Genomic DNA, 26393 nt, shown 5'->3' with positions numbered 1-26393 from the left:
CTCAATGTGCATATGAGACTACTTTGCCGAATGAGCAAGGCCCAGAACAATCCCTGGGCCTGTCAATTTGGGGTATATTTACTCCCCGTCGGTGCTTCTATCCAATTGCTTGAGCATCATCTCCAGAGTTTTGCTCACAACCTCCTCAGAAAGGCGGCTTGGCTGAGGATCGCTAGGGTATTGGATGCGCTCATCAATGATGCCCAGGCCTCTCCGCGCTTCAGCTTCTGCTTCTTCATCGGTGCGGCCATGAGCCTTCTCGATGGAAGTCAGTTGCTGAAGAGGCATCGCCGCTTCTTTCGCTCTCGGAGAGAGCGGCTCAGGACTTTCTTCAATTTGCTCCTGAATCGATTCATTGATGAGATCAGACAGCGATTTGTAAATAGTCTGAGCTTCCTGCTTGAGACTGGTGTCGGCTTCGTAAGGGGCGCGAAGGAACGGCAGACCTGATTCAATCTCCTGCTCAAGCTCGTTGTTTTCAACTTCATCCTTGCTCAGCGGTACCCTGTCCACAGAAGGCCGGGACTGAAGGTCATCATCAGCAACACGCGGCTCCTGGCGTTTTCTCTCCATAGTAACAACGTTGTCTACTGGCGCCTTGTCGCCTCGGACTTCTCGAATGAACGTCTCATCCAGCAGTTGCTCCTGGTACTCCATCAGGCCAAGAGCCAGTCGAGCACTAGAGTTCTGATCTTGAGCGCGATCCATCGCCAGGCCATAGCCCCTAAAAAGAGCCTTGAGGCCGGCGTCCAGCTCGTTGTGCTTAAGTCGTGAAGTTTGAAGTCCGTTCTGGAACGCCTGGCCCATTGAGGTTCTGGCTTGGGACAACTGCTTGATCGTGTCCGGACGAGGAGTGTTAACCATCAGCATCCGATTGATCCGGTACTCAGGAGACGTCTTCGGCTCTGCATAAAACAGCTGACAGCGAACCAGGAGGTCACCAAACATCACATGCGCCTGACCTGGCTTCTGGTCTACGAGGTCACGGATGGTGATCCGATCGCGGCGCTCAATGCGGGTGGTTTGGTTGTCAGCGTATCCAGAAAACACCTCGCCTTTGACTTCATGGCCACCGGTTTGTACGGTTTCGCCCTGACCGCCACGGTCACGCGCCAGCTGGAAAGTTTCACCCTGGTCTTCAAGTTTCATGAAGATCTTGATGTTAGTGTTGGCCGTAATAGACTTGGCTTCTTTCTCGTCGGTACGCTGGAAGGATGGGAAATCCTGACCAGCAAAGACTACCGAAATACCCAGGCTTCGGGCTTGGGCCGCAACTACCGAGAAGCCTTTTACGCTGTAATAACCATACTCATCAAGAATAAGTAAGAAAGGCACATCAGAGTTAGTAGGTTTGGCGTCCATCACTTCTTCGTGAGAACCTTCTACCTTTTCACCGAGTGCTGGGGCAAGTGCGCTTCGCACACCAGCTACCACGAGCTTACCCAGTCCAGACAGAGCCCCTGGGTCTTTTTCGAGAGCCGGCAGCATTACAAAAAGAATGCGTCTGTTGTAAACCAAGTCTTTGTAGTCAATCTCGCCAAGCGGCGCATTGAAAATGTGGCCATATGTAGAGGACAGCTCAGCAAGCACTTTTGTTAGCTGCATAGTGAGATAGCCGTGCTGTTCGTAGCACTTCGGAGAAAGACTTCCGTTTAGTGCATCGTCTTCGGTATAGCCAGGCAAGTCTAGAAGGTACTTCTTGAGTTCAGTCACTGCATGTTCAGGTAGGTCGCGACGCTGCGTAAGCTCCATTACGCGGTCGAGAGGCATGTGCGAACGCAGTTGGCCAACGTTCATGTTGATCTCACCAGAATCCCGCAGATAGCACAGGGTGTCGAGCAGGGCTGCCAGCAGGGCGCTAGCTCGCCCTTTCCACATGTCATCGCCACCACCACTGTCGTCCATGAGACTCACGACCAGAGATCGCAGCTGCTCCGAAGGGCCATAGGCGAATGGGTTGGTCGTGTTGGACAGTCGGCTGCCATCATCCTTGGTATTGGGATTCTTGGAGCCTGTGAGGTAGTTGATCAGGAGCAGGTCATCTTCACGACCCAAGCGGCGCACCATGGAGAAGACCAGGCCGAATACAGTCGTATCCCCCTTTCCGTCGACGTACATTACCCCTGATCCAAGCAACAATGCCTGGTAGAATAACCCCAATAAAAATCTGGTCTTTCCACTGCCAGTCGAACCAAAAACGAGCATATGCGTACGTGCATCGTCGTTTGAGACCCAAAATGCCTCACCACTGACTTTATCATTTCCGATAAGAATGATGCCGTTGCCCATCTTGGCCTTGAGAGCCTTTTTGGGGTCGTTTCGATCGGCTTTCTTTACCTTGGCGGTAGGGTCTAGCTCTGCAGGATCCATGGGCCTACGCAGCGGATAGGCGCGTCGGTTGTTCCGGCACATCCATAGCATGATCAGTCCGAAGAAGATCAGAAAATCAGAAAGGGTGCCATAACCTACCCATGGGGTAATAATGACTGAACAGCCGAGGAATGCAGTGGCAGCACCCCCGGTGATGGCGAAGAAGTCTTTGATGCGGTAGCGAAAGGGGCGCACCTCGCGGTGAAGAAGCGCCGGATCAAGATCCGCATTCTTGGAAATACCATGTTCCATGTGCGTTACCGTTTTGTTATTTTTATTGGTTTGGCAGCTACAATCAATTTACATCATAATCGTCGATAAAGAAATCAAGAATTCATGAACGCCTTGCGGCATCGAACCAGGAGCTCATCAAGCCTGGCTTCACCTTGATCTGTCTGAATCCAAATGAGCACCTCATCAGGATCAAGGCCGAAGGATAGGGACAGAGCCAGCTTCATGCGTAGGCTGTGATCGTCATTTCCCTGAAGTAATTTTCGTACAGCCGCCACCTGCAGCAAATCCTTTGGGCCACTCCCCTGAATCATCATCCAGTCGACCAATATATTGATGATTCGGCGCATGTCATCAGTCATTTTTATCGGGCTCGATAGAAGGTGGTATTGGTGTCTTACGCTCCAATCCCCATGCAGGCGGAAGACAGGTGATCATCAAGCGAACCGTGTCTTCGGGGGTTCCGTAGGCAAATGGATTACCTGAAAGCACATCCTGTGCTTCGACGGTTTCCCTGCGTCTAGGAAGGCCCAGCCTCCAAAGCTCTTTCAATGTTGCGCTGAGAGTTTTCATGGAGCTCCAGAATGGGGGCTATCAGCCCCAGTCGTCGTCCTGCTTGGCTTCGCTTCCTCGTGCAGTGAGACCCAGTGCAACGCGCAAGGCCTCAATCGCTTCTGTCGTTTCTGCATGGGGTACGCCCATCTTGATTTCAGTCTCAAGCAGCCAGTGGCCATAGGTACCTGCGGACTCCGTGAAAGCCGTTTTCTTGCCCACGCAGTTAAGGGCGTACCAAAGAGGACGGTTCTTCACTTTTAGCCAGCGGAAGGATGAAGGAGCTAGCGTGGCACCCTCGCGAGCAGCCTCCAGCAGGGTCATCAGGCCGGTTGAGGTGAAAGCATGACGCGATAGTCGGTCATCAGCCATCACGTGCCTGAGGGTCGTCTTGAGATCCTTGTTCGTCACCAGGGTTCGAATCTGGGATTCCTTGATTTTGATTTTGGCACCGCCCTTCTGTAGCCAGCCATCGACCACTGTCGTGAGCTGTTGAATCAGGGCATGGTGTGAAGGGAAATTGGCCAGCAATTTAACCTCCGCCTTTTCCAGAGTAGCTAAATTGACACGTGCCGATAGCTTGGCTTCATCTGGAAAAACTTTCTTGTCTCGACGATCCTTCATGATCTGGCTGACGTAGTCCATCAGAACCGGGAGAACCTCTTTGCGCTTGATCAGGATCTTGTTGCGGAAGAGGTCGGTCAGTTGCTTCTCGTCTTCGTCCAGGCGGTTGTACCCCATGTAGAGGCCCCCCAACTGGGTATCGAAGGCTTTACGTGCAAGCTCATCGTCAAATGATTTCTCGCCATCCCAAATGGGTTTGCGCAGAGACTTATCACGCTTGGCAGGCTCAAGCAGACCAACCGGTGGTACGCACTGTGCAAACTGACGCTCAGTCATCACCATGCTGTACTCATAGCTTGCTGGGTCATCCGGGTAGAAATCGATCGGCGTCTCTTCTGGGTGAATGCCCAGGAACTGTCGATTATGTGGAAATGCTCTCGACATCTTGATGAGCAGAGATTCCATGTCGAATTTGTTGGAGACGTTTTCAGCAGCCAGAAACAGCTTGGCGCCAGCCACCGCAATGAGCCCGCCTGGCAACCAGTTGAAGAATTTGACGTAAATATTGTCGAAGTCACTGATCATGGCGGCAGTCAGAAGCTTGGGATTTGTCTCCATGAGAAACTGCATACCCGCACCGAAATCAATGCCAGACCAGTTCTCGACGACCTGGGGCACGGTGTAGGCGAAAACGCTGAGTTCAGCGATTCGCAGCCACTTCCATGCAGTGGCATACATCCAGAAGTTTTCTGAGATCAGCCAAAAAATGATGATGAAAATAATGACAATCAGAAATGCCCACATTTCCATGTTGGTATCTGATGCACCACCGCCTCTTTGCGACATGTTATCAATCTCCGGACAGCATTTGCAGTTTCATAAGGGGGTCAAGCACGTCATCCAAATCCTGCTCGGATATTTCTTCCGACGGCTCGAATTCCATCGCAATCTCTCTGGGCATTGCCATAGGAATGGGGACAGGCCTGGGTTTACTGGGTAGAGGGGATATGATCTCACCCTCCTCGATGACGATTTTTTGGTCAATTGAAGAATCAGCGGGTGCCAGGGCTTGATCGTTTTCGACGATAGGGCGCTCAAGTCTCGCCTGGGGTTTTCTCGGCACTGTGTCCCGCTTGACCTTGCGCACATCCGGGTTGCGAACTTGATAATACGCTTCTGCCCCACTCTCAAGATTTGCCATCACGCGGTGACCAACAACCAGCATTTGAAGCAATGCGTTGGTTTGACGGTTACGACCCTCGAACGATTCCAGATAATCAAGAATCTGAGCATGCGAAGGGTCGGCGTCGTAGAGCGAAATGACCTTGCGGTGGCGCATTTTACTTCCTGCCCATTACAAATTCGGCGTACTTGAGCATGCCCTCTGCATTGGCAAATGCTGGGTCTTCCATCACGCGCTGCTGCTCAAACCAGCCATTGAGGTGATTTTTGAGGTATTCAGTGGTACCTCCCAGGAAAAAGACATTGTCAATATCCTGGGCTGTTCTCAGATGCCGCTTCACGGTGGCCTTGATGCTGTTGACCACGGACAGGGTGGCATCGTCGACCACATCGCCGACATCGTACATCCGGCCCCTTACCTTCACGGTGCGGTTATTGAGCGCGAACTCGACCTGCTCATCCGACAGCTCGACACCCTTGAAAAAGTCGTACAGTCGCTCTTTGACGCCTGAGATGATCTTGATCATGCCGATTTCATCTGTGGTAGATCGATCACCGTCGAGAACCCAATTGCGAACCACGGCAATATCCAGTGTGCGCCCGCCGATATCCACCAGGGCTGTACGCTCCAGAACTCGCTCACGATCTATGACGATCTTTCCACCATCCTTGCGCGTCAAAACGTAATTGACCCAGGCGGCGATAGCCTCGGAGAGGACATCATGACGCTTGATAATAGCCGGCTGATACCCATCCAGACCCTTAACATCTAGATTGAGCAGGTTGGCCTTTTTACTGTCGATCAGATCCTTGTTGGGCTGGCCCTTTAGGTAAAAACGCTTCAAAGGCAGGCCTGTTACTACATCCAACGTATTGTGATGGCCAAGACCTGCCTGACGCAGGGCATGGGCAACGATTACGCGGTTCTGTGCGCTGACGGGGTAGTCATCGTAGGCTGTATCTTCAGCGGACTCGACATCACCAAGCGAAAAGGGGCCTTCGCCAGTCTGGTAGGTATAAACGCCGCTTTTGGAACCATTCAAGGAGATCTGGTTCGACAGTCCGCTCATGGCACGGGAACTGATGGCCAATCTGACGCCGTTAGAAAGCCTGATCTTTGTTTCGCGGTGGCCATCGTCGATGCCCGCGAACAGGTGAGTCTCTGACATTTTATTATTCTCATTGATCGTCAATATAGGTAATAATAAGGCAGCCCGACAACATCGGCAAGCAATACCAATAGCCGATTTCAACGTATATTGCTACCGCCCAGGCTCAAGCCATGCCCTCTCCACCCAAGCCCCTATGGATCCTTGATTACCGAATCTGGTGCGATAAGCCCTCTCAGGCTGCTTACGCAAGGGTTCTGAGCGCTTTCAGTGCGGCCTGCGAGGATCATGAAGTGAACCATTTGGAAACGCTTCTGAGTGGCTTCCAGGAGCTTGTCAAAAAAAAGCGTGAGCCCACCCTGCTCAAGCTTGAAAAAATGCTGGCCATCCAATGCGAAAATCACAATCTTCGCAGCATGCCGCCATTTTCCGAGATGCATCTGGAATTTGTGCATCTGGCAATGAGGGCCCTTTTGGAGGTTTGCCAGGACAGGGAGGCCAAAAGACTGGTTGCTCAATTCCAAATACCCTGGGCAAGGTACTGTCTGCTGGCGCCGGAAGGCATCATAGATTTGGGCCACTGCACTTGGCAGCTCTATTATTGGTTAAGTCATGTTGTCTGCACAATGACCCCTTACACACGAATAGAAGCGCTTGCTCGGCTTGAAGAGGTCATACAGGTATTGGACAAGCCCAGGTCAATTCAGAGGCCTGATATAGAGCATGCCCTGGCCCTTGCGGCTAAGCACGACACGTGGATGCTCAGGCATGCGAGATCTGTTGCATTGATGGTCGACCGCTGGAGGGGATCTATTCTGATTGAACGTGCCAAGGAGACGGCCAGAAATCTGCTTGCACCCTCACAAAGTCACTCGGCAATTCCCGTGAAAGCATTTGGGGTAAACGAGCAGTACGCTCAACCTTTTTTGCTCAACCGCCTACTGAAGTCAAGCCATGAAACCCCTGGCCAGCTTGGGCCTGAGGTGCAAATGGTCATTGGTTTCATGGGCCAGACTTACTCCTTGGGCTGTGCTGATACCCCACACAACCGCCACGGAGTTCTAAGGAGGTACAGCACGGTCAGGCCTCTCTTTCTCGATTTTGGCTTTGATCTCAAATATCTCGATACCTTCATGCACGACCTCAAGCACTGTCAAGAATTGAAAGTGATGGGGTGTTGTGTTGCTCAAGGATTACCGCCTATCGAGTTTCCAAATAGTCTTAAGTCACTACGGGTAGGCGCTTACTACAAGGTTGTCCAGGAAAAAGGCTGGCAGATCTATTGCATTGCCGCCGTAAGCGAGACGACAAGTCGACTCCTGATGGTCGACTTGACCGGGGCTTCCAGGTTGGATATCACAGCCCGGCAATTTGGAGAGATGATGCTCACTGAAGCATGTATTGCCTGGAGTCCATTCACTACGGTTAGGGCAGCCGCACGCAAAATAGTGCAGAGGGCTTTGCAAGCCACTCCTAGCACCTAATGCCTTCTTTCTTCACCCTGTAGGGCATTATCTCACAGCCAAGGTTTTTGAAAGGGCAAGTTTGGCAACCAGCACAAAACTTCGATACGCCGCCCTCCCCCTCTCGGCCATACGAAGTATCGAGCTGGGTTGCTTCTGAAAGCATTACGGTTCGAGACTGGAAGCCAAATAGACCATGCCTACCACCGCCTGGAGATACCAGCCCCCATTCCCGAAGTCTTTTGGAGATCCATTCAGGCTTCATCCAGACCGGCCTATTCTTCAATACTGAGCGCTGCCTCATGGCTTGGCGTAGCCTAAGGCTGATCTCAATGACAGTGACATCTTTCATCCCCTTGCGGGCGCAGACGGACACAACATGCCTCAACGCCTCCTCTGGGGTTGCAAATGACAATGTGCGCTCTGCTTGTAGGGCAAGGGACTCATTGATGGATGACTGGGCGCGGCTCAAGCCTGAAAGCTCCGCCAGGGCAATGAGCGGGATGGATATCTCCTCCTCTCTCTTGGAGCTGCCGGCACTCAAACGCTGGTAGACCCTATCAATTTCTCCAACATTTTCGAATGCCCAACAATGAAGGTCGTTGCGCAGCTTTTTAAGCTCACCTGAGGTCAGATCGTCGCGTGCCAAAAAATCTTCAATTTCGGTCGATGGCATGTTCTGTGTGTGTACGTGAAGCATCCTGCTACCCAGAATAGCGTCCACTCCAGAGGTATTTGAGATTACTTTAACCCCGAAAAAACTCATCAATTGCGGCTTTCGACGGCTGTTCGTCACAAGCTTGGTTGCACTTGAGCGCTTGTATGACACCTTGAGCAGTTGAACCATTTCGCTAAACTTATCTTTTCCTGCAGCAGACCCAATAGACTCAAGGTCGTCGATGACTGTCATCCCTTTGGTTTCGTTCATTAGGCGAATCATGCTGCTGGCACTTGATTTGCCAATCACGGTTGCATTGCATGAAACATTAGCGAGGGCTGCGCCTAATTCACTCTTTCCCGTACCGCCCTTGCCGTTTAACAGAATTAAAGGAACTGCCTCAAATATAGCCTGAACGTAAGATAGAACACTTACGAAAGTCAGTAGCCAGTAATCGTTGGGATCGGGAAGCCAAACCCTTGCTTGTAGGTGGCGGTGAATCAGGGTGGACAGATCACTGAGGCTAGGGGCTGTGTATCCTTCGTCAAGATATTGCTTAACTGAGTCCCAGCTCCATGTCGAATGTTGTGTGCCGGTGAGTTTTTCGCGAATGAGGGTTCCGTCAGTTAGGCGATATATAGAATTGCTGGCCCGCCCTGCGGATGCGGACTCGACGATTGTGTGAAGTGTGCGGTCAGAGCGCACAACTACAACGTCTATATCTTCAAAGCGGGAGGATTGCCCTTCTGCACTATTTATACGCGTAGTCACCAGCGTTTCCATGGGGTAGTAAAGTCGCCCCATGTGGAAAACTGAGCCCAGGTCGACAGGGTCATAGCCAAGGCGTTCCACCTCTACTTCTGGTCGCATGTCAGGCTCGGTAGCCGTCTCTGGCAAAGCTTCTAGCTGATATATCATTCTCCATGTTGGAAGCCGCGCAGATAACCGATCAACATCCGCTTGAGACCCGCCCTGGGCAATCACCTCAGTGCAAAATAGCCCAATTGTGCGTTCCCAATTCTCTTTGGCGAACACTGACTGCCACCCTTTCTCGCAGACAACGTCATTCATTTGCTCAACAAGACTGAGGGCAAATATCGCGTCCGAGGCTTGGCTGAAGCCGAAAACGTCAATTGCCTGTTTCATCAGTTTGGCGGTCATCTCACAAGACAAAGCATCTGCACCCAAATTTGATCACATCGCAGTATCGGCCAAAATATTGAACGCGTCCAGTGGATGTGCGCCGGATGTCTACTGGAAACAATGATCATCCTTAATTCACCACAAATAAAGGGCTTTAATCAATTCAGGATCCAGCAGCTTGCTACTGGATGAATACCGGATCAAGCAAAAATATACATAAATCAATAGGTTAGACGCCACGGCCCATTCATGGCGTGTACGGGATTACCTTACTGTATGCATGTACAGCCATAGATAACAACCACGGCAAGCTACCCTCTAATGGAAAAAGACGGAGGCGGTGCTTCAATGCAAAATAGCGGTCAAGTTCTCAATATCGCACGTTTATTTCTTGCAGATTAATAGCCAACTCCGGAATGGAAATACTAATAAACGATGAATTAATATAACCAATACCAATGCTCTGGTGTTTGCTTTTGGTATGGCAATGAACCCCTGCATAAAAAGCGATAACTTTTGACTTATATTTACCTAGCGCTGAAGCCAACTCGGAAAAGGCCAATCACCAAGTGGCTTTCTTTGATAAAACCCTCCCCTCCCCTCCTTACCCTCATCAGCCCCAATCCACAAGAATGAGTAGCCATCATTCGACTTTAAATGCAGGCCCGTCGTAGACATTGGCGCTGACCTTTGCTGTGTTCTTTTACCTAAATCCCCAGGCGGATTCTGCTCCAAACTGCACACACGCCGTAGCCCTTGGCCATAAAAAGGATAAGTCCTTATTACAGATTCAAAGTAAAAAACCGAATCCCGTGATCAAGATATAAATGGCTGACTTTTATCACGACTATTCGGTACCCATAATTCTCTATCAAGCGCCTAGTGCGATTCCAGCAAACAATCCTCCCTCCATCGCCCCTGTGCATGATATTGGATTTATCGAGCGGGATTCTGTTTATGTGATTCCATAATCCTCAGCAGCTATTTCAAATATTATTTTAATGATCCAAGAGGTGGCAAAATTTAACAGGAGTATGTGGTGAGCCACTTACCCTGATTGCTCTAAAGATAAATTCTTCTATAAGTTTCTCTGCCCAATTTGGGCACTAAATTTACCTATCCCCATTAGCTTAATGAGAGATAAATTTTCAGATGCGCAAAATGAGGAATGAAGAGCAGGGCATGGCAACGCATAAAAATGCTGCATAAAAGAGCTTGAGAATAATACCTGCCCAATTTGGGCATTTGATTTTAGTCTTACCATGCAGGAACGCAGCCGTCCCTTTGGTCATAGGCCGCCGCCTTAGATAAACTGAAACCATCATCCCTCTTCACCCTTTGTTTAGCCTACCGTCAGATCTATATGTCATGCCCAAATTGGGCAAAGAGCAACCAACACCTAGACCACAATAGGTAAAGACCGCTGATTCTTAGCACTCCATGAAGGCAAAGCACATACAAACCTGGGCTCAGAGGCTGTTTTTTGCTAAGGCCGACCAATGTTGCCCAATTTGGGCAAAACAAGATCCAAGGCATGAAAGTGAGCACCTAATCGATAATCTATGGATCTCACAGGCTGGTGTCATGGCAAAACCCCAAATTGGGCAAACCGCTAACCACCACCTACTAGGAGGGGGCTGTTCCAAGTATTTGCCATAGACAACTTAGAGATCTCTTTCATGGAAATGAAAATTCCTTGACTAACTAAGCAAACTCCAGGGTTGAAGAACTTCCCAATTTGGGCATCTTAATAAACGCATTGAATTTTATTAACACTTCTGGATAGTGAATCCGTTGTGGTTATTGAAGCCTAAGCGAAACAGCCATTTGAACTTCTCTTGAATCGATATCTAAACGTTAAAGTGAAGACCAATATAGGGCGCATTGTAATTAAGCCCAATTTGGGCAATCCACAATATCTTTTAATGGCCCAATTGTTGATATTTATCATCCGGCGACGGTATGGCCAGTAACTAAAAAATGACAAATTGGCATTAAATACCTAAGAATAGATATATTCGATAAAACTCAGGTCAACGATTGGCTATTAGCTGGAACTTTTTTTCAGAAGACCCAATTTGGGTTAGATGGGAATGACCGGGTTCTAGCAATAAGGCTTTTACCTCCAGACGCCTTGATATGACAAATGTGATTCTTGGATGCTAAAGAATCATGATCTAAAATCAGGCCGAGAGGCTTATCTTGATAAATTACCTGGCTACATGCCGACTATTAAAACTCTATGCAATTTTATTGATAAAAAAAATTAGCTTAGATGTTCGTGATGTAAGTGGAGGGGGAGGGGGAGGGGGAGGGTAGGTTAGGTTAGGTTAGGTTAGGTTAGGTTAGGTTAGGGGGAGGATAGCAAAGCCAGAGTCTATTTTTGATCAAATAATCCACGAACCTTCTGCTCGATAATCCCAATTTGGGCATGTGGCAGGCCTGGGCCTCAACATTCGATTCACTAAACGATTTTGCGAGTTGGTCTCCGCACCTAGCTGAATTTTGCCCAATTTGGGGTTGATGGACTTGATCAATGACGGTGAGCGGTTATACTCCTGCCCAGCCACCCAGTGTGGTACAACACACCACAACTCAATTGATAATGTTTCTCATTTGGAGGCCTTATGCTATCTACGCGTGTATTTACCTTTTTGAATAACAAAGGCGGGGTAGGCAAGACGACAGGCGCCATCAACCTGGCTGCCGCCCTGGCTGAAGCTGGGAAGTCAGTTCTTTTGATTGATGCAGATGCTCAGCGCAACGCGACCATGCACGTCGCATCGATGCTAATGACCTCTGGAGCTCCGACGCTGAGCCCAGTGATGACAAATGACACGATCAACCTTTGGGATGCGATCGTGAGCACGGGCATCGAAAATCTCAGCATGATCATGGCTGACCCTGATATTGAGACCAACCTGGAGTCCTATAAGAAGAACTGGATGCGGCCTTCGGAGCGCCTGCGTGAAAAAATCGCTGCGCTGGATGGTCTGGTTGATTTCATCATCATTGATAGCCCCCCAAACTTGGGACTTATGGTTGAAAATGCGCTGGCCGCATCAACACACTTCATCATTCCGGTTGACCCTGGTGCCTATTCTGAAATGGGCCTGATCAACCTAGAGCACCAGATCCTCAAAAAAATATATCAAGTGAACCCAACACTTAAGTGCCTTGGCGTTCTGCCAGTGATGACAAGGAAGGGCACCGCTGTAGACAAAAACATGAGCGAAAAAGAGACTTTTGGAGAAGGTGAATTCAGAAAGTTGCCGGTTAGCATCCCGTGGCGGCAATCTGTCGTAAATCAAAGCTATACTGGTGAACTTGCTGTTTCCAAGAAATCGTCTAGTGACATTGCACATGCCTACCGGAAATTGGCCAAGCTTGTGATCAAGGAGGCTGCATTGAAAGTAGAGCCCTCCTTAGTTGAGAAGGTGAGCGCATGACCTCCCTTGCAGATCAACTAAAGGCTAGAAGCCTAGCTACGCAGTACGGCGCGATCAGCAAGGCGATTGATGAGCAACCTAAACAGGGTGAAGAGATTGTTGACCTTGACCCAACCAGGGTTGACCCCAACCCATTTCAATACCGGATCCGATTCAATCCAGAAATTGTAAAAGATCTTGGAGTGAAGATCCGTAAAAACGGGCAGATGCAGCCTATTGGGGTGCGCAAGGCCGGTGATCGATATCACATCATCTGGGGTGAGCATCGGTGGAGAGCCTGCACGCTTGAGGGGATCAAGGTCAAAGCTGTCATTCGTGAAGCGACGGATGACCAAATGGCAGAGCTTTGCTTTGCCGAGAACAACGACCGATCAAATCCTACCGCCTTTGAAGACTACAATGCCATTCTCATTCAGAAGCGATTGGGAAAAAAAGGCAAAGAAATCCAGGAGGCCCTCGGCATCCGTAGTCAGGATTATTACAAGCTTTTGAGCTTTGAGGCATTCCCAATCCAAGTCATTGAGGTCATCAAGCTGAACCTTGACGTGGTCGGAAAGACCGAGGCGGAAGCACTGGGCAAGTTGTTCGGGGTTGAAGAGGCGGATAAACAAAAGGTATCTGACGTAATAATCGAAGGTATCGATAGGTTCGTTAACAAAAACCTACCAACTCGAAAAGCCATGCTGGATTACATCCAAAAGGAGCTCAAGGTTGCGACCCCAAAGAAAGCACGACCTGCAAAGCCTGCGTCACCAGCACCTGAGAGAAAGAAATCTGCAATTCTGATGTTCGAGGGCAAAGCGGTCGGCACTTATGACAATGGGGAGACGGGGGTTTCTCTTACCATTTCAAAGGAAGACCTGGCCCAGGATAAATTTGAAGAGCTTCAGAATTTCCTGTCGTCGTTCTTTGAAATAAAGACTGAAACCGATGATCAGGTAGAAGCTGGGGCATGACCAAATGGCCGCTCATCAAGCGGCCAGATAGGCTTCCTGAGCCATGAGCTCGTGTAGATGCTCTACGAAGCCGTGGCCATGCCGTGCCGCTATAAGCGCATAAACCTTGGCTGATAATTCGTCCTGCTGAGAAGCAGCTAGCTGCTCACGTAACTTGCGGACTGAATAACATTTTCTTGAAAAAAACGATCTAGACCTGGTCAATGCAAAGTTGACCCGGTCGATCCAATCACCCATTTCATCCAATCTTGAAAGATTTTGCTGGATCTGAGTCATCATGGACACTTGATCTTGATGAGATGAGGCAATGGTTCTATAGCATTTCTCCATTTGCTGAATAAGCATTTCGCTTTCATCCTGCAGAGGATTAAAGCTGCTGTGGTCAGCACTAAGCTCTTCAGCAATTTCCTGATAAAGCGACGGATATTTTTCTGCAAAAAGGGAAACCGCTTTACGTGTCGATTTCGCGGTTTCCTGGGCATGCTGAATTGCAGTGGCATCGAGGATTCGTGAGCGAATGGTGTTTCGCTCGAAGCGAAGCACCTCTAGTCTAATGTGGCTTGTGGTATCGAGAGGTGCGCCACCAGGGTCTGATCCCTTGAGAAGCTCGGAGATGCTGGCTTGTGCAACAGTCAGATCGGCGTTAAGCAGATCGATGCGCTGGTTTAGGTCGGAGGGAGTAATGCCCTGCAAATCCATCAGAAATTCACCCTGGATCAATTTATGCCTAAGTATACCTCCATTATTCGTCGGTTTACAAGTATATTGCCGTTGCGCGGCCTGAATCTCCCTGGCAATCTGTGTGCATGAGGGTTGGACTAAAGGGGGGACTGACGTATGGATAGCCCTAGGCTCGACGTCACGCATCTTCAGGTTGTGGACGAAAATGAAGTAGTGGTTGTTACCCGTAAACCAATGTTTTTCTGGGTAGACCTCACTACGCTTCCAGGAAAAGCTCTGGCTTACGAGATTGACACCAAGCGCTGCTGGCTGGGCGACAGGTTTGACCCGTCCAGGGCAGTTCTGCGTTCGCAAATCCCTCGCCCTTGGCCCGCAGATTACTTCATGCAACAGTTCAAGGCTGCCGAAGGCTCAAAAGCCGGTGCGAACGGCACTTATTACCACAGCCTTGGCGAACACCTGGCTGTGAAAATGAAGCATGATTTCTGCTCACACAGTGCCGACCTTTCCCGCTGCCTGGAAGGGACAAAGGGAGATTGGCTTGTCTTCAATGGAGAGGTCAACATTCCAGTCAGCCAGGCGGCTTTCGAAAACGCTTTTGTCAAAGCAGGCTCATACACAACTGGATTGAATATAAAAGAGCCACAGTGGGATCGAGATTCTTTTGGCATGCCTTTAACAGGCAGAAGGGGAGGTGGGCTGCAGGCTGATAACGTAGTCCCTTTCAAGAGACGCAATCAGAAAGACGATCCTAGCGCGGACACGCTACTGGGGATGTGATAATCCCCAGCAGCGTGATGGGATCACTGCACCGATTGGCGAATGTCCGAAGCCGGCTTCATGGTTACCGCCTTGCGCGCTGCGATTTGCAGGGGCTGCCCTGTCTGGGGGTTCTTACCCATACGGGCAGCGCGATCGCTGACCTTGAAGGTGCCCAGCCCGTAGACTGCCGATTCACCCTTATCTTTGAGCTCGGCCTTGATCGCTTCAGGGAGCGCCTTGAGCACCAGCTCAACCTGCTTGCGGTCAACACCAGATTGGGATGCGAGTGCTTCGATCAGCTCTTTCTTCGTCATGTGCAAATCCTCAAATTCACTAAGGGTGCAGTGCAGTTCTTTGCCCTGCTGTGATTGATTATACCTATTTTTGTGAATTGCAAATCAACAAAATCATGAAAATGGACGATTGATTCCAGAATTTACCCGATCATATCCAATATTAGCTCGCTTCTAGCAGTGTTCCTTGTTTGCAGGGTGGTCTTGGTATACCCTTTACCCATATATTGTCAACGCATTAAGGGTTAACCATCCATTGTGCGGAACTCAACTGCTCCCACATAGTGTAGAAAAGACCTCACTCAGTGACGCCAAAAATGTCTAGAAAAAGTTCAACACACAATCGCGCCGCCAATGCCGTCCAGATGGTGTACGGTTTTCCAGGCAAGCTTCTGGAAAACTGGGAGGCAGAACCCTTGGGCAACGAGGAATTCATGATCCATCGGCATGACGGATCCAGCCGCAGGGTCAAGCTCAATGAAAGCATCAACACCCTTTCGGGGAAGGCCATCGTTTCTCGTAGCGAATTTGGCACCCTTTCAATTGGTGAGCACAGCGTAATCATTGGTCGTGGACTAAAGCACGGATTTCAAGCCCGAACCATGGGCAAGAATGACACGTGGACGCTTGTCGGCAAAAACGGCAAAACTATTGGCCAGGTGTCTTTAGGGAATACTCCTGGCAATGAAAAGGTGACTCTCAACGCCGGCCACTTGCTTCAGGTGGGCGATGAGATTTATCCCATCGTCCCCAAAAAACACGACATTAGCTTGCTGGTGTTCAAGACGCCATACGAGAACGGTTACGCTGCCTACATCAACGTGATCGAGAAGGGCAATATGGCCAACCGCAAGGATGGTTTCAAGGGAGTTTTCGTACCCCCCGCCTTTGAGGGTGACCCTGCGCTCTTCTACGATGACTTCAATCATCAAAAGGTCGTTACTGCTAAATTCTGGATTCAGAAGGGTGACAAGCGTGCTGAATTTCACTCCAGGGATGCTGAGACTGCCCTTGCTGAGCTGCAGCTTGAGAAGAAACTCATTGAGCTTGAATCGGTTGCCATCGACGCAGGCATCGATCCTATGGAGTACGACAAGTATCGCGCCGTCCTCAAAGAGATCGAGCCTATCCGCCAGAACTGGGATAAAAACTCGATGCTGATCACTGCAGGCGCCGGAATTTTCAAGCCTCACAGGATCCAGCGCGAAGCTGACAATAGCTACTCAATGGGTAACTAGAACACCGGCCCTTGCAACAGGGCTGGTGCACGCGACACTACTTGAGCAATCCCTTTCTGGCCATGAAGCCTGCGAGGCCCTTGGGCTTAGGCTTGTCTGTGACTGTCTTCTGGTTTTTGAAGACTTCTTTTGAGGTCAAAGGCGCCTCTGGCTCTGTTGCTGGCAGCTCAGGTTCAGGTTCAGGTTCAGGCTCAGGCTGAGAAGAAATTGCAGGAAATACATCCTCAATAACTGAAGTCAGCACCTGTTCTTCAAGACTATTTCCGTCGGATCCGATCTCATCGTCCACATCCATAAAAGGCTCTACGCCCAAAAATGGCTCACCGCTGAATGCTGGCTCGACGCCAGATTCCTTCTGAGCATCCTCACCTGGATCATTGAACGAATCTATGGGCTGGACTGGGTCGCTGTACGTCTCCAGTGGAATAGGGTCGGCGGATTCTGTCGAAGGAGCGCCCCCATCTTTTGCGGTATCTGAACTGAGATTTTCATGAGCATCCTGTAGCGGCTCGAAATCAGCCTTGTCATTCAATTCAGGCTCAACCTCATGCATTTCCTCTGGCTCTGGCTCATAAATGGGCTCTGGTTCAGGAATGTCATTGCTGCTTCTTTGCTCCGATGCGATGTCAAAAACATCTGAGCCGATTTGATCCTTTTGAGGCAATTCTGAACCCACTTCAAAGATATCGTCGATGATGATCATCTCATCTGGCTCACCAGGCTCGTCCGCATCCTCATTGAGGACTGGATCGGGCTGATCATTTGTCAGGTCTGGCAGGAGGTGGATATCACCCTCATCCAAAACGATGCATACCGGATTGAACCACCCTGGGAAAAGGAGGGGCGCGAAGCCGTTAAGGCCTACTTCGATCGGTGTATCTCTTTGCGGTATGACAGGCACCTCTTCGCCCACCATAAGGGCGGACAGGGTGCCATCCTCCGCAAGCTTTGAGGGGATTGCGAGCGGAGGGGTGAGAGGGTGCGCCCTGAGCAGCATAGGCTCTCCCTCGTGCATGCTGCGGGACGCAATCAGATGGCAAAGCTCAGCCCGACCTCCAGGGTAGTACTGTTGGAGGAGGCGGCTGTACCGCTCAGGGGCTCCATAGTGCTTTCTGAACACTGTGCCTGCCGTATGGCATTCAATCGGCACAATGACGATCTGGGCGTCCTCTCCAAGGCCTGGCAGCTCTGGGTTCTGTCGATGCAACCACTGAAGTACCTCGGCACCCGTCTGATAGCGTTGCGTTTTGGTCATAAACAGTGGGAGCATCTCACTCGCCACTTCCGGCAGGTACTTGCCGCCCTCTTGTCGTATGCGCACAAACGCGCCGATGCGTGCACCACGTACATTCTGGGTGTCGATCAATTGAGAGAAATGGCTTTCCCACAGCTCACGATCGGCCAGGCTAAACGAGCGGGTTTCAGCAGTGCGGTACATGCGCAACTGATACTGAAACTCCACTGTATTGTTGAGCTGGGTCTCCAGAATAGCCACCCTCTCTTCCCAGCCCTGCGGCTTGGCTTCGCGCAATGCGCGAATATCGGTGGCCAATCCTCGATTTTTCGAGGTCATCTTCGAAACATCCACGCGACCCAAGCCCTGGATGGGGGAGGGGGAGTCCTTATCTGCAACCAGACGATGGGCCCACCTGGCGATGTAGCTTGTTATGCCCTTTCGATTGGAGCCGTCAGGCTCGCAGCCGGTGAACAAAAGCATCCCGCCAGGATTTTCTGGGCCGTTTTCAGGTGTGGCCAAGCAAACGTTCTTGGCGCCGTAGTCATCACGGGCAAACTCGGCGATGCTGGGTTTAGCGCCGATGATTTTGGCATTTGCCGGTATGCGAAGCTTGACGTTGACCTCTTCGCCCTCGGCAGTGACGCCCTGAACGGAGTGCAACGACTCATCACCGCGCTTGTTGTAGCTACGAGGGTAGAGAATGATATTTTCTAGAGTCATTAGGTGATCAACGTGGATTGTCAATTTATCGCGAAATCGCTATGATGCGATCCGCTTCGGTTATTCTGAATATTCTATGCATGTTGGGGCAAAAAATCCATGCGGCTGAACGATGAGATGCAAACGCTAATTAAGCATGAATTGAACTGCTTTGTGCACCGCGCCATTGCGCGTGAGATTGTCGACATGCTGCTTGATCCTAAATCACCAGGTGAGTGCCCCCTCAAGATCCAGGCCTGGGTGGACGACTGGCATGTCGACGCTCAAGAGATCTGGCATGTAATCGACCTCATGACCGCCAAAGATCTTTGGCAAATTGAGCAAGGACGTTTTGATGATGTCTTGCGGTCTGTTCAGATCAAGTCCTCGGCTAGCGCTATCAAGAAGAAGGGTAAGCGCCTGGACATGAACCAAATCCGGAAAGCGGCTCAAACCGATCGTAGCAATGATCTGGGACTGGGAGACGTTGGCCCGAGTGCTGTATCAGAAATTTGTAGGAGAATACCTCTTCTTGAGCGCAACGCTGCCATGCTCGAAGGGTATCAGGGATGGTTTCCCACCGACCGGTATGGGCTTGACGGTACCGTCTATGTGGTGACGGAGGGTATGCTGTCTCAGTGGCAAAAAGAATTCCCTGGCATCAACATGCAGGTTTCCCTGGATCTGATGTTCGACGATCTGAAAATGGAAAGGATGGAGCGCCCGAAGCCGGCTACATTCCCTTACTGGGTCACAAATTGGCTGAAGAAAAACGGGACATCTGCCGTCCTCTCTCTTGAGGATGAGGTTGTCGTTGATGAAAGTTTTGAGGTGGATTATTGATGAGCACTGCAACCGAGATCAGCCTTTCGCAGGCTTGCTCCAACATTAGCCGGCAGTTCCTTAACCGTTACGGCGCTGCCATGTTCAGAAAGCTTTATGGAGAGCCTGCAGCCTATGCCACAGAGCTGTCCGCTTGCTTAAAACGCGCAGGCATTGCAGGCCCGGATGCCGAATCTTTGCAGCGATGGCTTTTGACGGGCATCAAGGCTTTCGCAGAGTATCCGCCCAGCTTCGAGAACTTGGTACAAATGGGTCAGCTGCTCAAAAACTTTCCATTCACCGATGCTCAGCAAGGCCATCTGGATTTCTGGCGAAAGCTCGATGCTCTTTTCAGTCAAAATTACGGGCGCATGTGGCGTGGTGCAGAGGGGCTAATCGAGACCCTCCAGCGTGAACGAATCTGGCTTACCAATATTGAAGAGATCGAGGCGAGCCCTGCCGAACTTGAAGAAACCTTGGCCAAGATCAGAGGGTGCGTTGCATTTCGTAGTTACCCGCCCAATCTTGAGCAATTTCGCGACGCGTTGACAGCTCTTCGCAGTAATGATGCTCCCTTGGTGGAAGAGGCCTGGCTGCAAGCAATTTCAATGAAACCTGGGCAGACATTCCATCCGCTCGTCAAACGCGCTAGAGGCACCATTGGCGCGTTTGACCTTAACGTCGGTGAACGGGACAGGAATTCGGAGATGCGCTTCAAACAGGCCTATCTGGAGCTCCTGAAGAGCCCTCCCGAGCATGAACACCAGGATCGTGACGAGATCAAGCCTGCTGAGGCCGAATACATGGATACCGCAAGTCTGCTTGACTGCCTGTAAGGGCATGTAGAAAGGAAAAGCCCCGCCTGGCGGGGTTTTTTTATGCCTCTTTGGAAGGATGGGCGGCAATGTGACTGCGAAGTTTCTTCATGGCGCTGGATTCTAGCTGCCTCACCCGCTCGATTGACACACCGAACTGCTTGGCAAGGTCAGCCAGGGTAGCTCTGGGATCTTGCAGGTGGCGTGAAAGGACAATCAATTTCTCGCGCTCAGGGAGATTGGCTATCCCTTCTTCCAAAGAGGATACATCGGTTACTTGCTCGGGGTCTTCTGCCTCGAATTCTTCAAAAGCTTCAAAACTGCTGGCGGTAATGGTCAGGCTGCCCTGGTACCAGTAGCTGACCAACTGACCTAGGCGAAATCTGGTTATGCCCGATTCCTGGCTCAGCGCTTCGAGTAGCTGACACGAAATCAGCTCTCCAGCACGAAGGTGCTTTTGCATCTCTTTGAGCACCTGGCGCTCGCGGCGGCTCAGCTTAGGCATGTCGCTCGCGGTCTCTGTCAGGTACGTCAGCAGCTTGCGGCGCATGTACAGCCAGGCGTAGTGGGTAAAAGTCCCTTCCATGGCCTCTTGCCAGTTGAAGGTGGCCTCCCACAGGGCAAGCTGAGCCTCCTGGAGTGCATCCTGGCTCAGTACCGGGTTGTAGCAGTAATCACGCACCAGGCTGGCCGCGACCTTAAGGTTCGCCTGCCATAGCTGTAGCTGATTCTGAGGGGCCGCTTGGATCAATGTGGTACCAGGGATGAAGGAAAGGTGGTTTGACTCAATATACGTTTAAATATATGCTCTCACGACTTAGAAAAAGCGGCAACCGTCAATTTACGTAAAAAGGGTGTCTAACCATGCTTTTCAAAAACCTCAACGTCTACCGCATGGGGCAGCCAATCGAGGCTGATGCCTTGTTGTCGATGCTCGATGCAAACCCATTCGTGCCTTGCACGCCGTCTCAGGAAATGAGCGCCGGATACACCGAAGTCGTGGGATTGGATACTCGCATTTTCAGTGTCGCAGGATCCCATCTCTTCTGCCTGATGGTCGAAGAAAAGAAGGTACCAACCGGCGCAATCAAGACAGCCCTGAACAAGGAAGTCCAGATCAGGGAGAAGAAAGAAGGTCGCCGACTCAAGCGCGACGAGAAACGCGCAATCCAGGAAGATATCAAGGCTCGACTGCTGGTTCACTTTCCCCCGCAAGCCAAGGAAACTTGGGCTTATGTTGACAACAAAGCCAAGCTGCTTGTCATCAATTCATCTTCACGCAAAGTGGGCGATGCAATTGCTACCACCCTGCGCGGCGCAATGGAAGAGCCTCTTCTGTACCCGGTTAAGCCTCAGCACGAAACCGGGTCGATCATGACCTTCTGGGTCGCTGAAGACAAGACCGCAGAACCTTTTAACCTGGGTGAAAAATGCACCATTGGTGAAGAAGAAGGCACGATTCGCTACAAGGATCGCCAGCTGGAAGACCCGAACCTGCAGGACTACCTGCGCAGCCAAAACCTGAAGGTTTCTGAGCTTGAGCTTCTCTTTGGTGAGCGATCTTCCTTCACCCTTACTGATGACTTCATGATCAAGGCCTTTTCCCTATCGGAAATCGCCATGCAAGACCTGGATGCTGGTACGGGTGAGCCATTGGAGATTCTTCAGGCCGATGTCGTACTCATGAGCGATGAGGTCAACAAGCTGGTTGAATCACTTCTACAAGTGCTCGGTGGCGAAGCGAAGGGCGACCTTGACAGTGAAAGCGAGATGCTTGAGCAGGATTCTGACGTTCCAGCTGTCGACTACTAAGCCAAAATAGTCGATTTAGTAGAATATTGACGGCAGTTTGTTTAAGATAGTCCAAATCGGTGAATAAGTGGCCCTGCGGGCCCGGAAACAACAACCCATGATCAAGCTGGATTCAAAAATGGGCGTGGACGATAAGGGCTTCCTTGAGGAGCTTTTGGCCCACATCCAGGTGCGGGTGAAGGACGAGGACAACTCGGGGCATTTTGCTTCGCTGTCAGGCTTTGCTCTTCGCGTTCGCCGACTGTTGAAAGCCCAGTCCGGGGAGATTCCACACGCACCCAACGATAGCCCAACCAAGCTTTGGGCTGACTTTTCAGGAGCATTTAACACATGAGCATTGAGCTTTCTCAACAGGCGCTCGAAACCACGCCAGAGTCGGCTTTCAGGGCCAAAGAGCAGATCAAGGTGCTCATGGCGTTGCGCGAAGCCGAGTACAGCGAAGCTGACATCTCCTTCGTCGCTGCTGGTGCCGGAAATTCCCGTCTGGCGGGTACGCTGGGTGACTGGCTGAGCAATCCAAAAAATTGTCACGAAGGCAAGTTCACGCTTGTGGCCAGACCATCTCTCTCAACTGAGGGGCTCAAAAAGCATCCCAAGTTCAGCGAGGTTGTCATTCGCGAGAACCTCAAGATATCAGAATTCAGTGAGGCCATTCTGATCGCGAAAGAAGTGGTTATCGTCAATATTGATGGAGAGGTGTCTTTTGTTCGTCGGAAGGACAGCTTGGATTCAGCAGCCAAGATCGTGCGCGCACTCAAGCGCATTGGCGCGCTAGAAAAAGCGAAGGGGATCTGAAATGCGCAAAGCGCTGTTGTTGTTCATTCTCTGTTCGACCTCAGCGCTTGCTGAACAGAACCCGTTTCTTCCACCTGATGCACGTCAGGTTCCTGAGCCGCAACCTGGGGCGCCAGTGAATGTAGGGGCTTACGGGCAGGTTATTCCCGCACCGCTGGTGGTGTCACCCAAAGCCCAAAAGCAGGCAGAACTTCAGGGTGCCCGCATGGTTGCGATCATCAACGGCAAGGAAGTTTGGTACAAGCCAGAGTCTGGGATCTATGTGCGTTACGACGCCAGTTCCGACTCCAAGAATACGCTGGAAGCTCAGGCCCAGGCGCCTGAGGTTGATGCAATCGAGAAGAAAATCGCGGATGTGCAAAAGGCCGCACAAAAGCCAACCAAGCAGGCAAAACAATGGTAAACAAGCATTCATTCAAAATCGCGGCCCTTACTCTTGCTCTCGCGCTTGCGGGTTGCGCCGGTAACGGCATGCCCAAAGACAACACCATTCCAGCCAAGAGTGAGTTGACGGACAAGATGAAGCAGAGCTGGACGGCAGAAACTCCAGCTTTGAAGACAGTCGCACTGGATCACGACTTCATGATCGAATCACCGCAGGCGATTCCGAAAGAGATTGCCATGAAAAAAGTCGAGGTCATGTTCAGCAAAGACAGCACTCTGGATGACCTCGGGGCGGTGCTTGCTGACCAGGGGTTTTTCCTGGTCGTGCCCGATGAAGCACTTCGAAGCAAGAAGGTGGTGATCTTCAACTACAAGGGTGCATTTGGTGACTTCCTGAACGCGATCTCGATTGCTCATGGCCTGAGCTTTTCCTGGCTGCCTGGCAACATCCTGATGGTGACGGAGAGCAAGCCTTACATCGTTCAGATTCCACAGAGTGAGACAGTGGCCAAGGCAATCGAGGAAAACATCACCAGCCTTGGCGCTACTGACGTCAAATCATCTGTGCAAGCAGGCACCATCCAGTACCGCGCTAACCAGCAGAATCAGGCACGCATCGAGAACATGGTCAGAAAGATGGGCATCAACGCCTCGCTAGTGTCCATGCAGGTGGCTGTCATCAACGTGTCGATCGACACCGAACGCAACACTGGTTTTGACTGGAGTTCGCTGAAAGCCGGCATTGGCGCACTGGGCCTGGCCAGCGTCGAGGAAACCACCACGGGCACCACCAACAACTCAAACAGCTCCTCGAATTCCAATAATTCCAGCAGCTCAAACAGCGACTCCGACAGCGATTCTGACTCAGACGACACCACGACCATTTCAGGCCGCAAAAAAGGCCTATATGCAGGATTAAGCAGCAAAGGACTGGAGCTAAATTTTGCCGCTGGTGATTTCAACTTCCTCTCTGCATTCAATCTGCTGTCAACCTACGGAGAGACCAAGACAACTCAATCAGTCTCGATGGACACGATATCGGGTGAAGAAGTCGCGATCAAATCAGGGCAGAAGATTCCCTACATCGATTCGATCGGGGTCAACAGCAATAACAACAACAACGGCTACAGCAACAACAGCAACAGCCTAGGTTCGACGGATGTGAAGGATGTCGACATTGGCCTGGAGCTCAAGCTCAAGCCCTACTACGACAACCGTTCAAAACTGGTTTCGATCGGCGTTGACCTCAAGCTGTCCTCGCTGTTGCGATTCGTCGAATTGTCTGCGGGTAACCAAATCGGTACATTGACCCGCCCCCAGACCCAGGAGCAAAGCTTCACTGACAACGTCAAGGTGCGCGCAGGGGAGAGCATGATCATCGGCGGCTTGATGTACGATCAACTATCTGACAATAGAAGCAACCTGGCCTTGCTGGATGACTACAAGACAGCCTCGAAAAGCGCGAAGGTCACGAGAACTGCGATGTTTATCTTGATTCGTCCGACAGTGACGGTCTTTGCAAGCAAAGGACAGGCTCATGATTAATTCTGACAAGCCAGATGTGTGCGATCTGCTAAAGAGGCTCCAAGAACAGAATCCCGAACCACAAACCGGGGTCGAAGAGGGCAGCCGCGCAGAGGTTGCACCAGGGCTGGTCAAGCGCTTCTCGCAGCTTGGCAATCAGCAGGCTGGTCTTCATGGTGATGAGGGCATCATGACCTCTGCCGACGAGCCCATTATGCCTGATGAGCCCCTGGTTGCTTACCCGGAAGACGCAGGTCTGGTCTATGACCCTCTTGTTGACGAAAGTCAGCCAGTGAAAAAGAGCCTTTTCTCACGCATACGAGACAAGCTCTCGGGAATCGCCGACCCCCTTAACCTGTCCGGGATTGATGGAGAAACATCCGAAGTGGCCAATTGGCCTAGGCAGATTCACATCGGTTACATGACCCAGGTAAAGAAAAAGGATTTGCTTCGCTACATTGGTGAGTGGGTATCTGATAACGGCACTTCAAAGTCCGCATGTTTTTATCAGATCCAGTCATACAATGGAGGCTTGGCCTACGAAATTCAGGAAGGTGGGTCAGGAAGCGGGGCGTTGAGATCGGCCATCGAGACCCTAAGTCGCCACAGCGAAGTGATCATTCCATCGAGTGAGCGCTATCTGCAGCTAAGCATTAGGCCGCAGGGATTCTCTTCGTACCTTCTTGACGAGTACGAGACCAAGGTGCCCAGCCCTGAAATCGTCTTCAAGGATCCGCTCAAACCTGTTTTCTCAAGGCATCACGGCCTGATGATTGCCGGCCTGTTGAGCGCCTTGTTAGGGGTAGCAATCATTTCTGCCTCCTGGTTTATGGTCTACGCCGTGTACAACAAGGACAAAGTGCCTGTTTACGCCAAAGTGCGGTATGAGTTGCCTTCAGACCAGCTGCGCAAGGTCAATGACGTTCTCAACCAACCGGCAAGCTACCTGGATCGCCTGGAGTTCAAGGCAGATAAGTGGAATCTCATCATCAAGAAATCTGAGACCACAATTGCGCCGGTGATTCCAAGTGCCCCCAGCCCGATGCCGGCACCCGATGCTGCCCTGAACGACATCCAAAAAACATTGAAGGAGGCTGGCCAGTGAAACGCTCCAACGCACTTTTCAACTCTACCATCGGCATTGCCGGCTTGGTGGTCTTCACCATTAGCGTAATCGGGGCGACCGCTTTGCTGCTAAGCCCTCGCCAGGATGTTCCCTACGAAAAACTCAAAACCAGCGCCGTCGAGTCATGCCAGAAATCCACACAACAGGCGGGATTTGTCGTAGTCAAAGATGGCGGCTCGGTCGAAGCCAAGCTGTTTGGGCTTGAGGATCATGAGAAGAAGATGCTCAAAAGCACAATTGCCATTCAGGATTGTCAGGACATGCAAATGACTGAATTTTGTATGGGTGATTGCAAGGACAAGAAAGGTGCGAGTATCCGTGGGGTCGTATTTCGCATGAGCTATTTTGACCCAGCGCTCAAATAGGTTTTTCCTTCCCATAAACCCGCCTTTTGGCGGGTTTTTTGTTGATCACTCACTCATATATTTGTCAGAACCAATTGTGTGGGTATAACAATCTTTCGCCCATACCTGAAAGCAGTCACCCGTCAATATTTACTTAAATCAACACCCTGGTAATATTCAAATT

25 protein-coding genes are annotated in these 26393 nt (G+C 50.8%); 14 read left to right on the top strand and 11 right to left on the bottom strand.

From position 1 onward, the window contains the following. Positions 1–78 precede the first annotated feature (78 nt). The 6 genes from IFT57_RS10120 to parM form a co-directional block, all read right to left on the bottom strand. Positions 79–2622: a type IV secretory system conjugative DNA transfer family protein gene (locus tag IFT57_RS10120; protein ID WP_122531561.1), complete on the bottom strand. Its 2544-nt coding sequence runs from the start codon at positions 2620–2622 to the stop codon at positions 79–81. A 74-nt stretch (positions 2623–2696) separates the two neighbouring features. After that, positions 2697–2951 (bottom strand): hypothetical protein, encoded by a 255-nt coding sequence (locus tag IFT57_RS10115; protein WP_122531562.1) that lies wholly within the window; start codon positions 2949–2951, stop codon positions 2697–2699. Between the two features lie 4 nt (positions 2952–2955). Further along, a complete protein-coding gene (locus tag IFT57_RS10110; protein WP_163020517.1) occupies positions 2956–3174 on the bottom strand; it encodes a hypothetical protein in 219 nt (72 codons plus the stop codon). A gap of 21 nt (positions 3175–3195) precedes the next feature. Then, positions 3196–4563, bottom strand: coding sequence for a secretion/conjugation apparatus DotM-related subunit (locus IFT57_RS10105; protein WP_122531563.1), 1368 nt, complete (start codon positions 4561–4563; stop codon positions 3196–3198). 4 nt (positions 4564–4567) lie between these two features. Next, positions 4568–5056 (bottom strand): hypothetical protein, encoded by a 489-nt coding sequence (locus IFT57_RS10100; RefSeq protein WP_122531564.1) that lies wholly within the window; start codon positions 5054–5056, stop codon positions 4568–4570. A gap of 1 nt (position 5057) precedes the next feature. Next, a complete protein-coding gene (parM, locus tag IFT57_RS10095) occupies positions 5058–6068 on the bottom strand; it encodes a ParM/StbA family protein (RefSeq protein ID WP_122531565.1) in 1011 nt (336 codons plus the stop codon). A gap of 233 nt (positions 6069–6301) precedes the next feature. Between parM and IFT57_RS10090 the strand changes: the two genes are divergently transcribed. Then, positions 6302–7492, top strand: coding sequence for a hypothetical protein (locus IFT57_RS10090; protein WP_163020518.1), 1191 nt, complete (start codon positions 6302–6304; stop codon positions 7490–7492). On the opposite strand, the gene IFT57_RS10085 is transcribed toward IFT57_RS10090, so the two are convergent. Next, positions 7482–9290, bottom strand: coding sequence for a hypothetical protein (locus IFT57_RS10085; RefSeq protein ID WP_122531567.1), 1809 nt, complete (start codon positions 9288–9290; stop codon positions 7482–7484). The two genes, IFT57_RS10090 and IFT57_RS10085, sit on opposite strands and share 11 nt — an antisense overlap. A 2609-nt stretch (positions 9291–11899) precedes the next feature. Between IFT57_RS10085 and IFT57_RS10080 the strand changes: the two genes are divergently transcribed. Then, on the top strand, positions 11900–12721 hold the full coding sequence (locus IFT57_RS10080; protein WP_122531568.1) for a ParA family protein: 822 nt from the start codon (positions 11900–11902) through the stop codon (positions 12719–12721). Further along, the gene (locus tag IFT57_RS10075) at positions 12718–13677 is read left to right on the top strand and encodes a ParB/RepB/Spo0J family partition protein (protein WP_122531569.1); all 960 of its coding nucleotides are present in this window, start codon (positions 12718–12720) and stop codon (positions 13675–13677) included. Before IFT57_RS10080 ends, IFT57_RS10075 begins: the two co-directional genes overlap by 4 nt. A gap of 15 nt (positions 13678–13692) precedes the next feature. On the opposite strand, the gene IFT57_RS10070 is transcribed toward IFT57_RS10075, so the two are convergent. Beyond that, complete coding sequence (locus IFT57_RS10070; protein WP_122531742.1) at positions 13693–14376, bottom strand: hypothetical protein; 684 nt, start codon at positions 14374–14376, stop codon at positions 13693–13695. 138 nt (positions 14377–14514) lie between these two features. Here IFT57_RS10070 and IFT57_RS10065 point away from each other — a divergent pair, with 138 nt between their 5' ends. Continuing rightward, on the top strand, positions 14515–15138 hold the full coding sequence (locus IFT57_RS10065) for a hypothetical protein (RefSeq protein ID WP_122531570.1): 624 nt from the start codon (positions 14515–14517) through the stop codon (positions 15136–15138). A gap of 23 nt (positions 15139–15161) precedes the next feature. Here IFT57_RS10065 and IFT57_RS10060 read toward each other — a convergent pair whose 3' ends face one another. Beyond that, positions 15162–15512, bottom strand: coding sequence for an HU family DNA-binding protein (locus IFT57_RS10060; RefSeq protein WP_341477854.1), 351 nt, complete (start codon positions 15510–15512; stop codon positions 15162–15164). Positions 15513–15730: 218 nt separating this feature from the next. On the opposite strand from IFT57_RS10060, the gene IFT57_RS10055 reads away from it, so the two are divergent. Beyond that, a complete protein-coding gene (locus IFT57_RS10055) occupies positions 15731–16651 on the top strand; it encodes a hypothetical protein (RefSeq protein WP_241032746.1) in 921 nt (306 codons plus the stop codon). 37 nt (positions 16652–16688) lie between these two features. Here IFT57_RS10055 and IFT57_RS10050 read toward each other — a convergent pair whose 3' ends face one another. Beyond that, complete coding sequence (locus IFT57_RS10050) at positions 16689–18608, bottom strand: hypothetical protein (RefSeq protein WP_192151282.1); 1920 nt, start codon at positions 18606–18608, stop codon at positions 16689–16691. 99 nt (positions 18609–18707) lie between these two features. Between IFT57_RS10050 and IFT57_RS10045 the strand changes: the two genes are divergently transcribed. Then, complete coding sequence (locus IFT57_RS10045; protein ID WP_122531574.1) at positions 18708–19430, top strand: hypothetical protein; 723 nt, start codon at positions 18708–18710, stop codon at positions 19428–19430. After that, the gene (locus IFT57_RS10040; RefSeq protein WP_122531575.1) at positions 19430–20245 is read left to right on the top strand and encodes a hypothetical protein; all 816 of its coding nucleotides are present in this window, start codon (positions 19430–19432) and stop codon (positions 20243–20245) included. The genes IFT57_RS10045 and IFT57_RS10040 overlap by 1 nt, the downstream gene beginning before the upstream one ends. Before the next feature lie 40 nt (positions 20246–20285). Here the strand turns inward: IFT57_RS10040 and IFT57_RS10035 are convergent, their stop codons facing one another. Then, on the bottom strand, positions 20286–20975 hold the full coding sequence (locus IFT57_RS10035) for a sigma-70 family RNA polymerase sigma factor (RefSeq protein WP_122531576.1): 690 nt from the start codon (positions 20973–20975) through the stop codon (positions 20286–20288). A gap of 113 nt (positions 20976–21088) precedes the next feature. On the opposite strand from IFT57_RS10035, the gene rdgC reads away from it, so the two are divergent. The 7 genes from rdgC (at position 21089) to IFT57_RS10000 (ending at position 26230) form a co-directional block, all read left to right on the top strand. Then, positions 21089–22036, top strand: coding sequence for a recombination-associated protein RdgC (gene rdgC, locus IFT57_RS10030; protein ID WP_122531577.1), 948 nt, complete (start codon positions 21089–21091; stop codon positions 22034–22036). A gap of 97 nt (positions 22037–22133) precedes the next feature. Further along, positions 22134–22370, top strand: coding sequence for a hypothetical protein (locus IFT57_RS10025; protein WP_122531578.1), 237 nt, complete (start codon positions 22134–22136; stop codon positions 22368–22370). After that, entirely contained in the window at positions 22367–22831 is a 465-nt protein-coding gene (locus IFT57_RS10020; RefSeq protein ID WP_122531579.1) for a hypothetical protein, read from the top strand. The genes IFT57_RS10025 and IFT57_RS10020 overlap by 4 nt, the downstream gene beginning before the upstream one ends. A 1-nt stretch (position 22832) precedes the next feature. After that, complete coding sequence (locus tag IFT57_RS10015) at positions 22833–23234, top strand: hypothetical protein (RefSeq protein ID WP_122531580.1); 402 nt, start codon at positions 22833–22835, stop codon at positions 23232–23234. Continuing rightward, the gene (locus tag IFT57_RS10010; RefSeq protein ID WP_122531581.1) at positions 23228–24760 is read left to right on the top strand and encodes a type II secretion system protein GspD; all 1533 of its coding nucleotides are present in this window, start codon (positions 23228–23230) and stop codon (positions 24758–24760) included. The genes IFT57_RS10015 and IFT57_RS10010 overlap by 7 nt, the downstream gene beginning before the upstream one ends. Beyond that, positions 24753–25844 carry a hypothetical protein gene (locus IFT57_RS10005; RefSeq protein ID WP_122531582.1) on the top strand — a complete coding sequence of 364 codons (1092 nt, stop codon included), beginning with the start codon at positions 24753–24755 and terminating at the stop codon, positions 25842–25844. The genes IFT57_RS10010 and IFT57_RS10005 overlap by 8 nt, the downstream gene beginning before the upstream one ends. After that, on the top strand, positions 25841–26230 hold the full coding sequence (locus IFT57_RS10000; protein ID WP_122531583.1) for a hypothetical protein: 390 nt from the start codon (positions 25841–25843) through the stop codon (positions 26228–26230). The genes IFT57_RS10005 and IFT57_RS10000 overlap by 4 nt, the downstream gene beginning before the upstream one ends. Positions 26231–26393: the final 163 nt, after the last annotated feature.

Origin of the sequence: Pseudomonas sp. CFBP 13719, assembly GCF_014842095.1 — a bacterium.
GTDB lineage: Bacteria > Pseudomonadota > Gammaproteobacteria > Pseudomonadales > Pseudomonadaceae > Aquipseudomonas.
The sequence above is the reverse complement of the archived record's forward strand: the minus strand, read 5'-3'. Positions and strand labels throughout refer to the sequence as shown.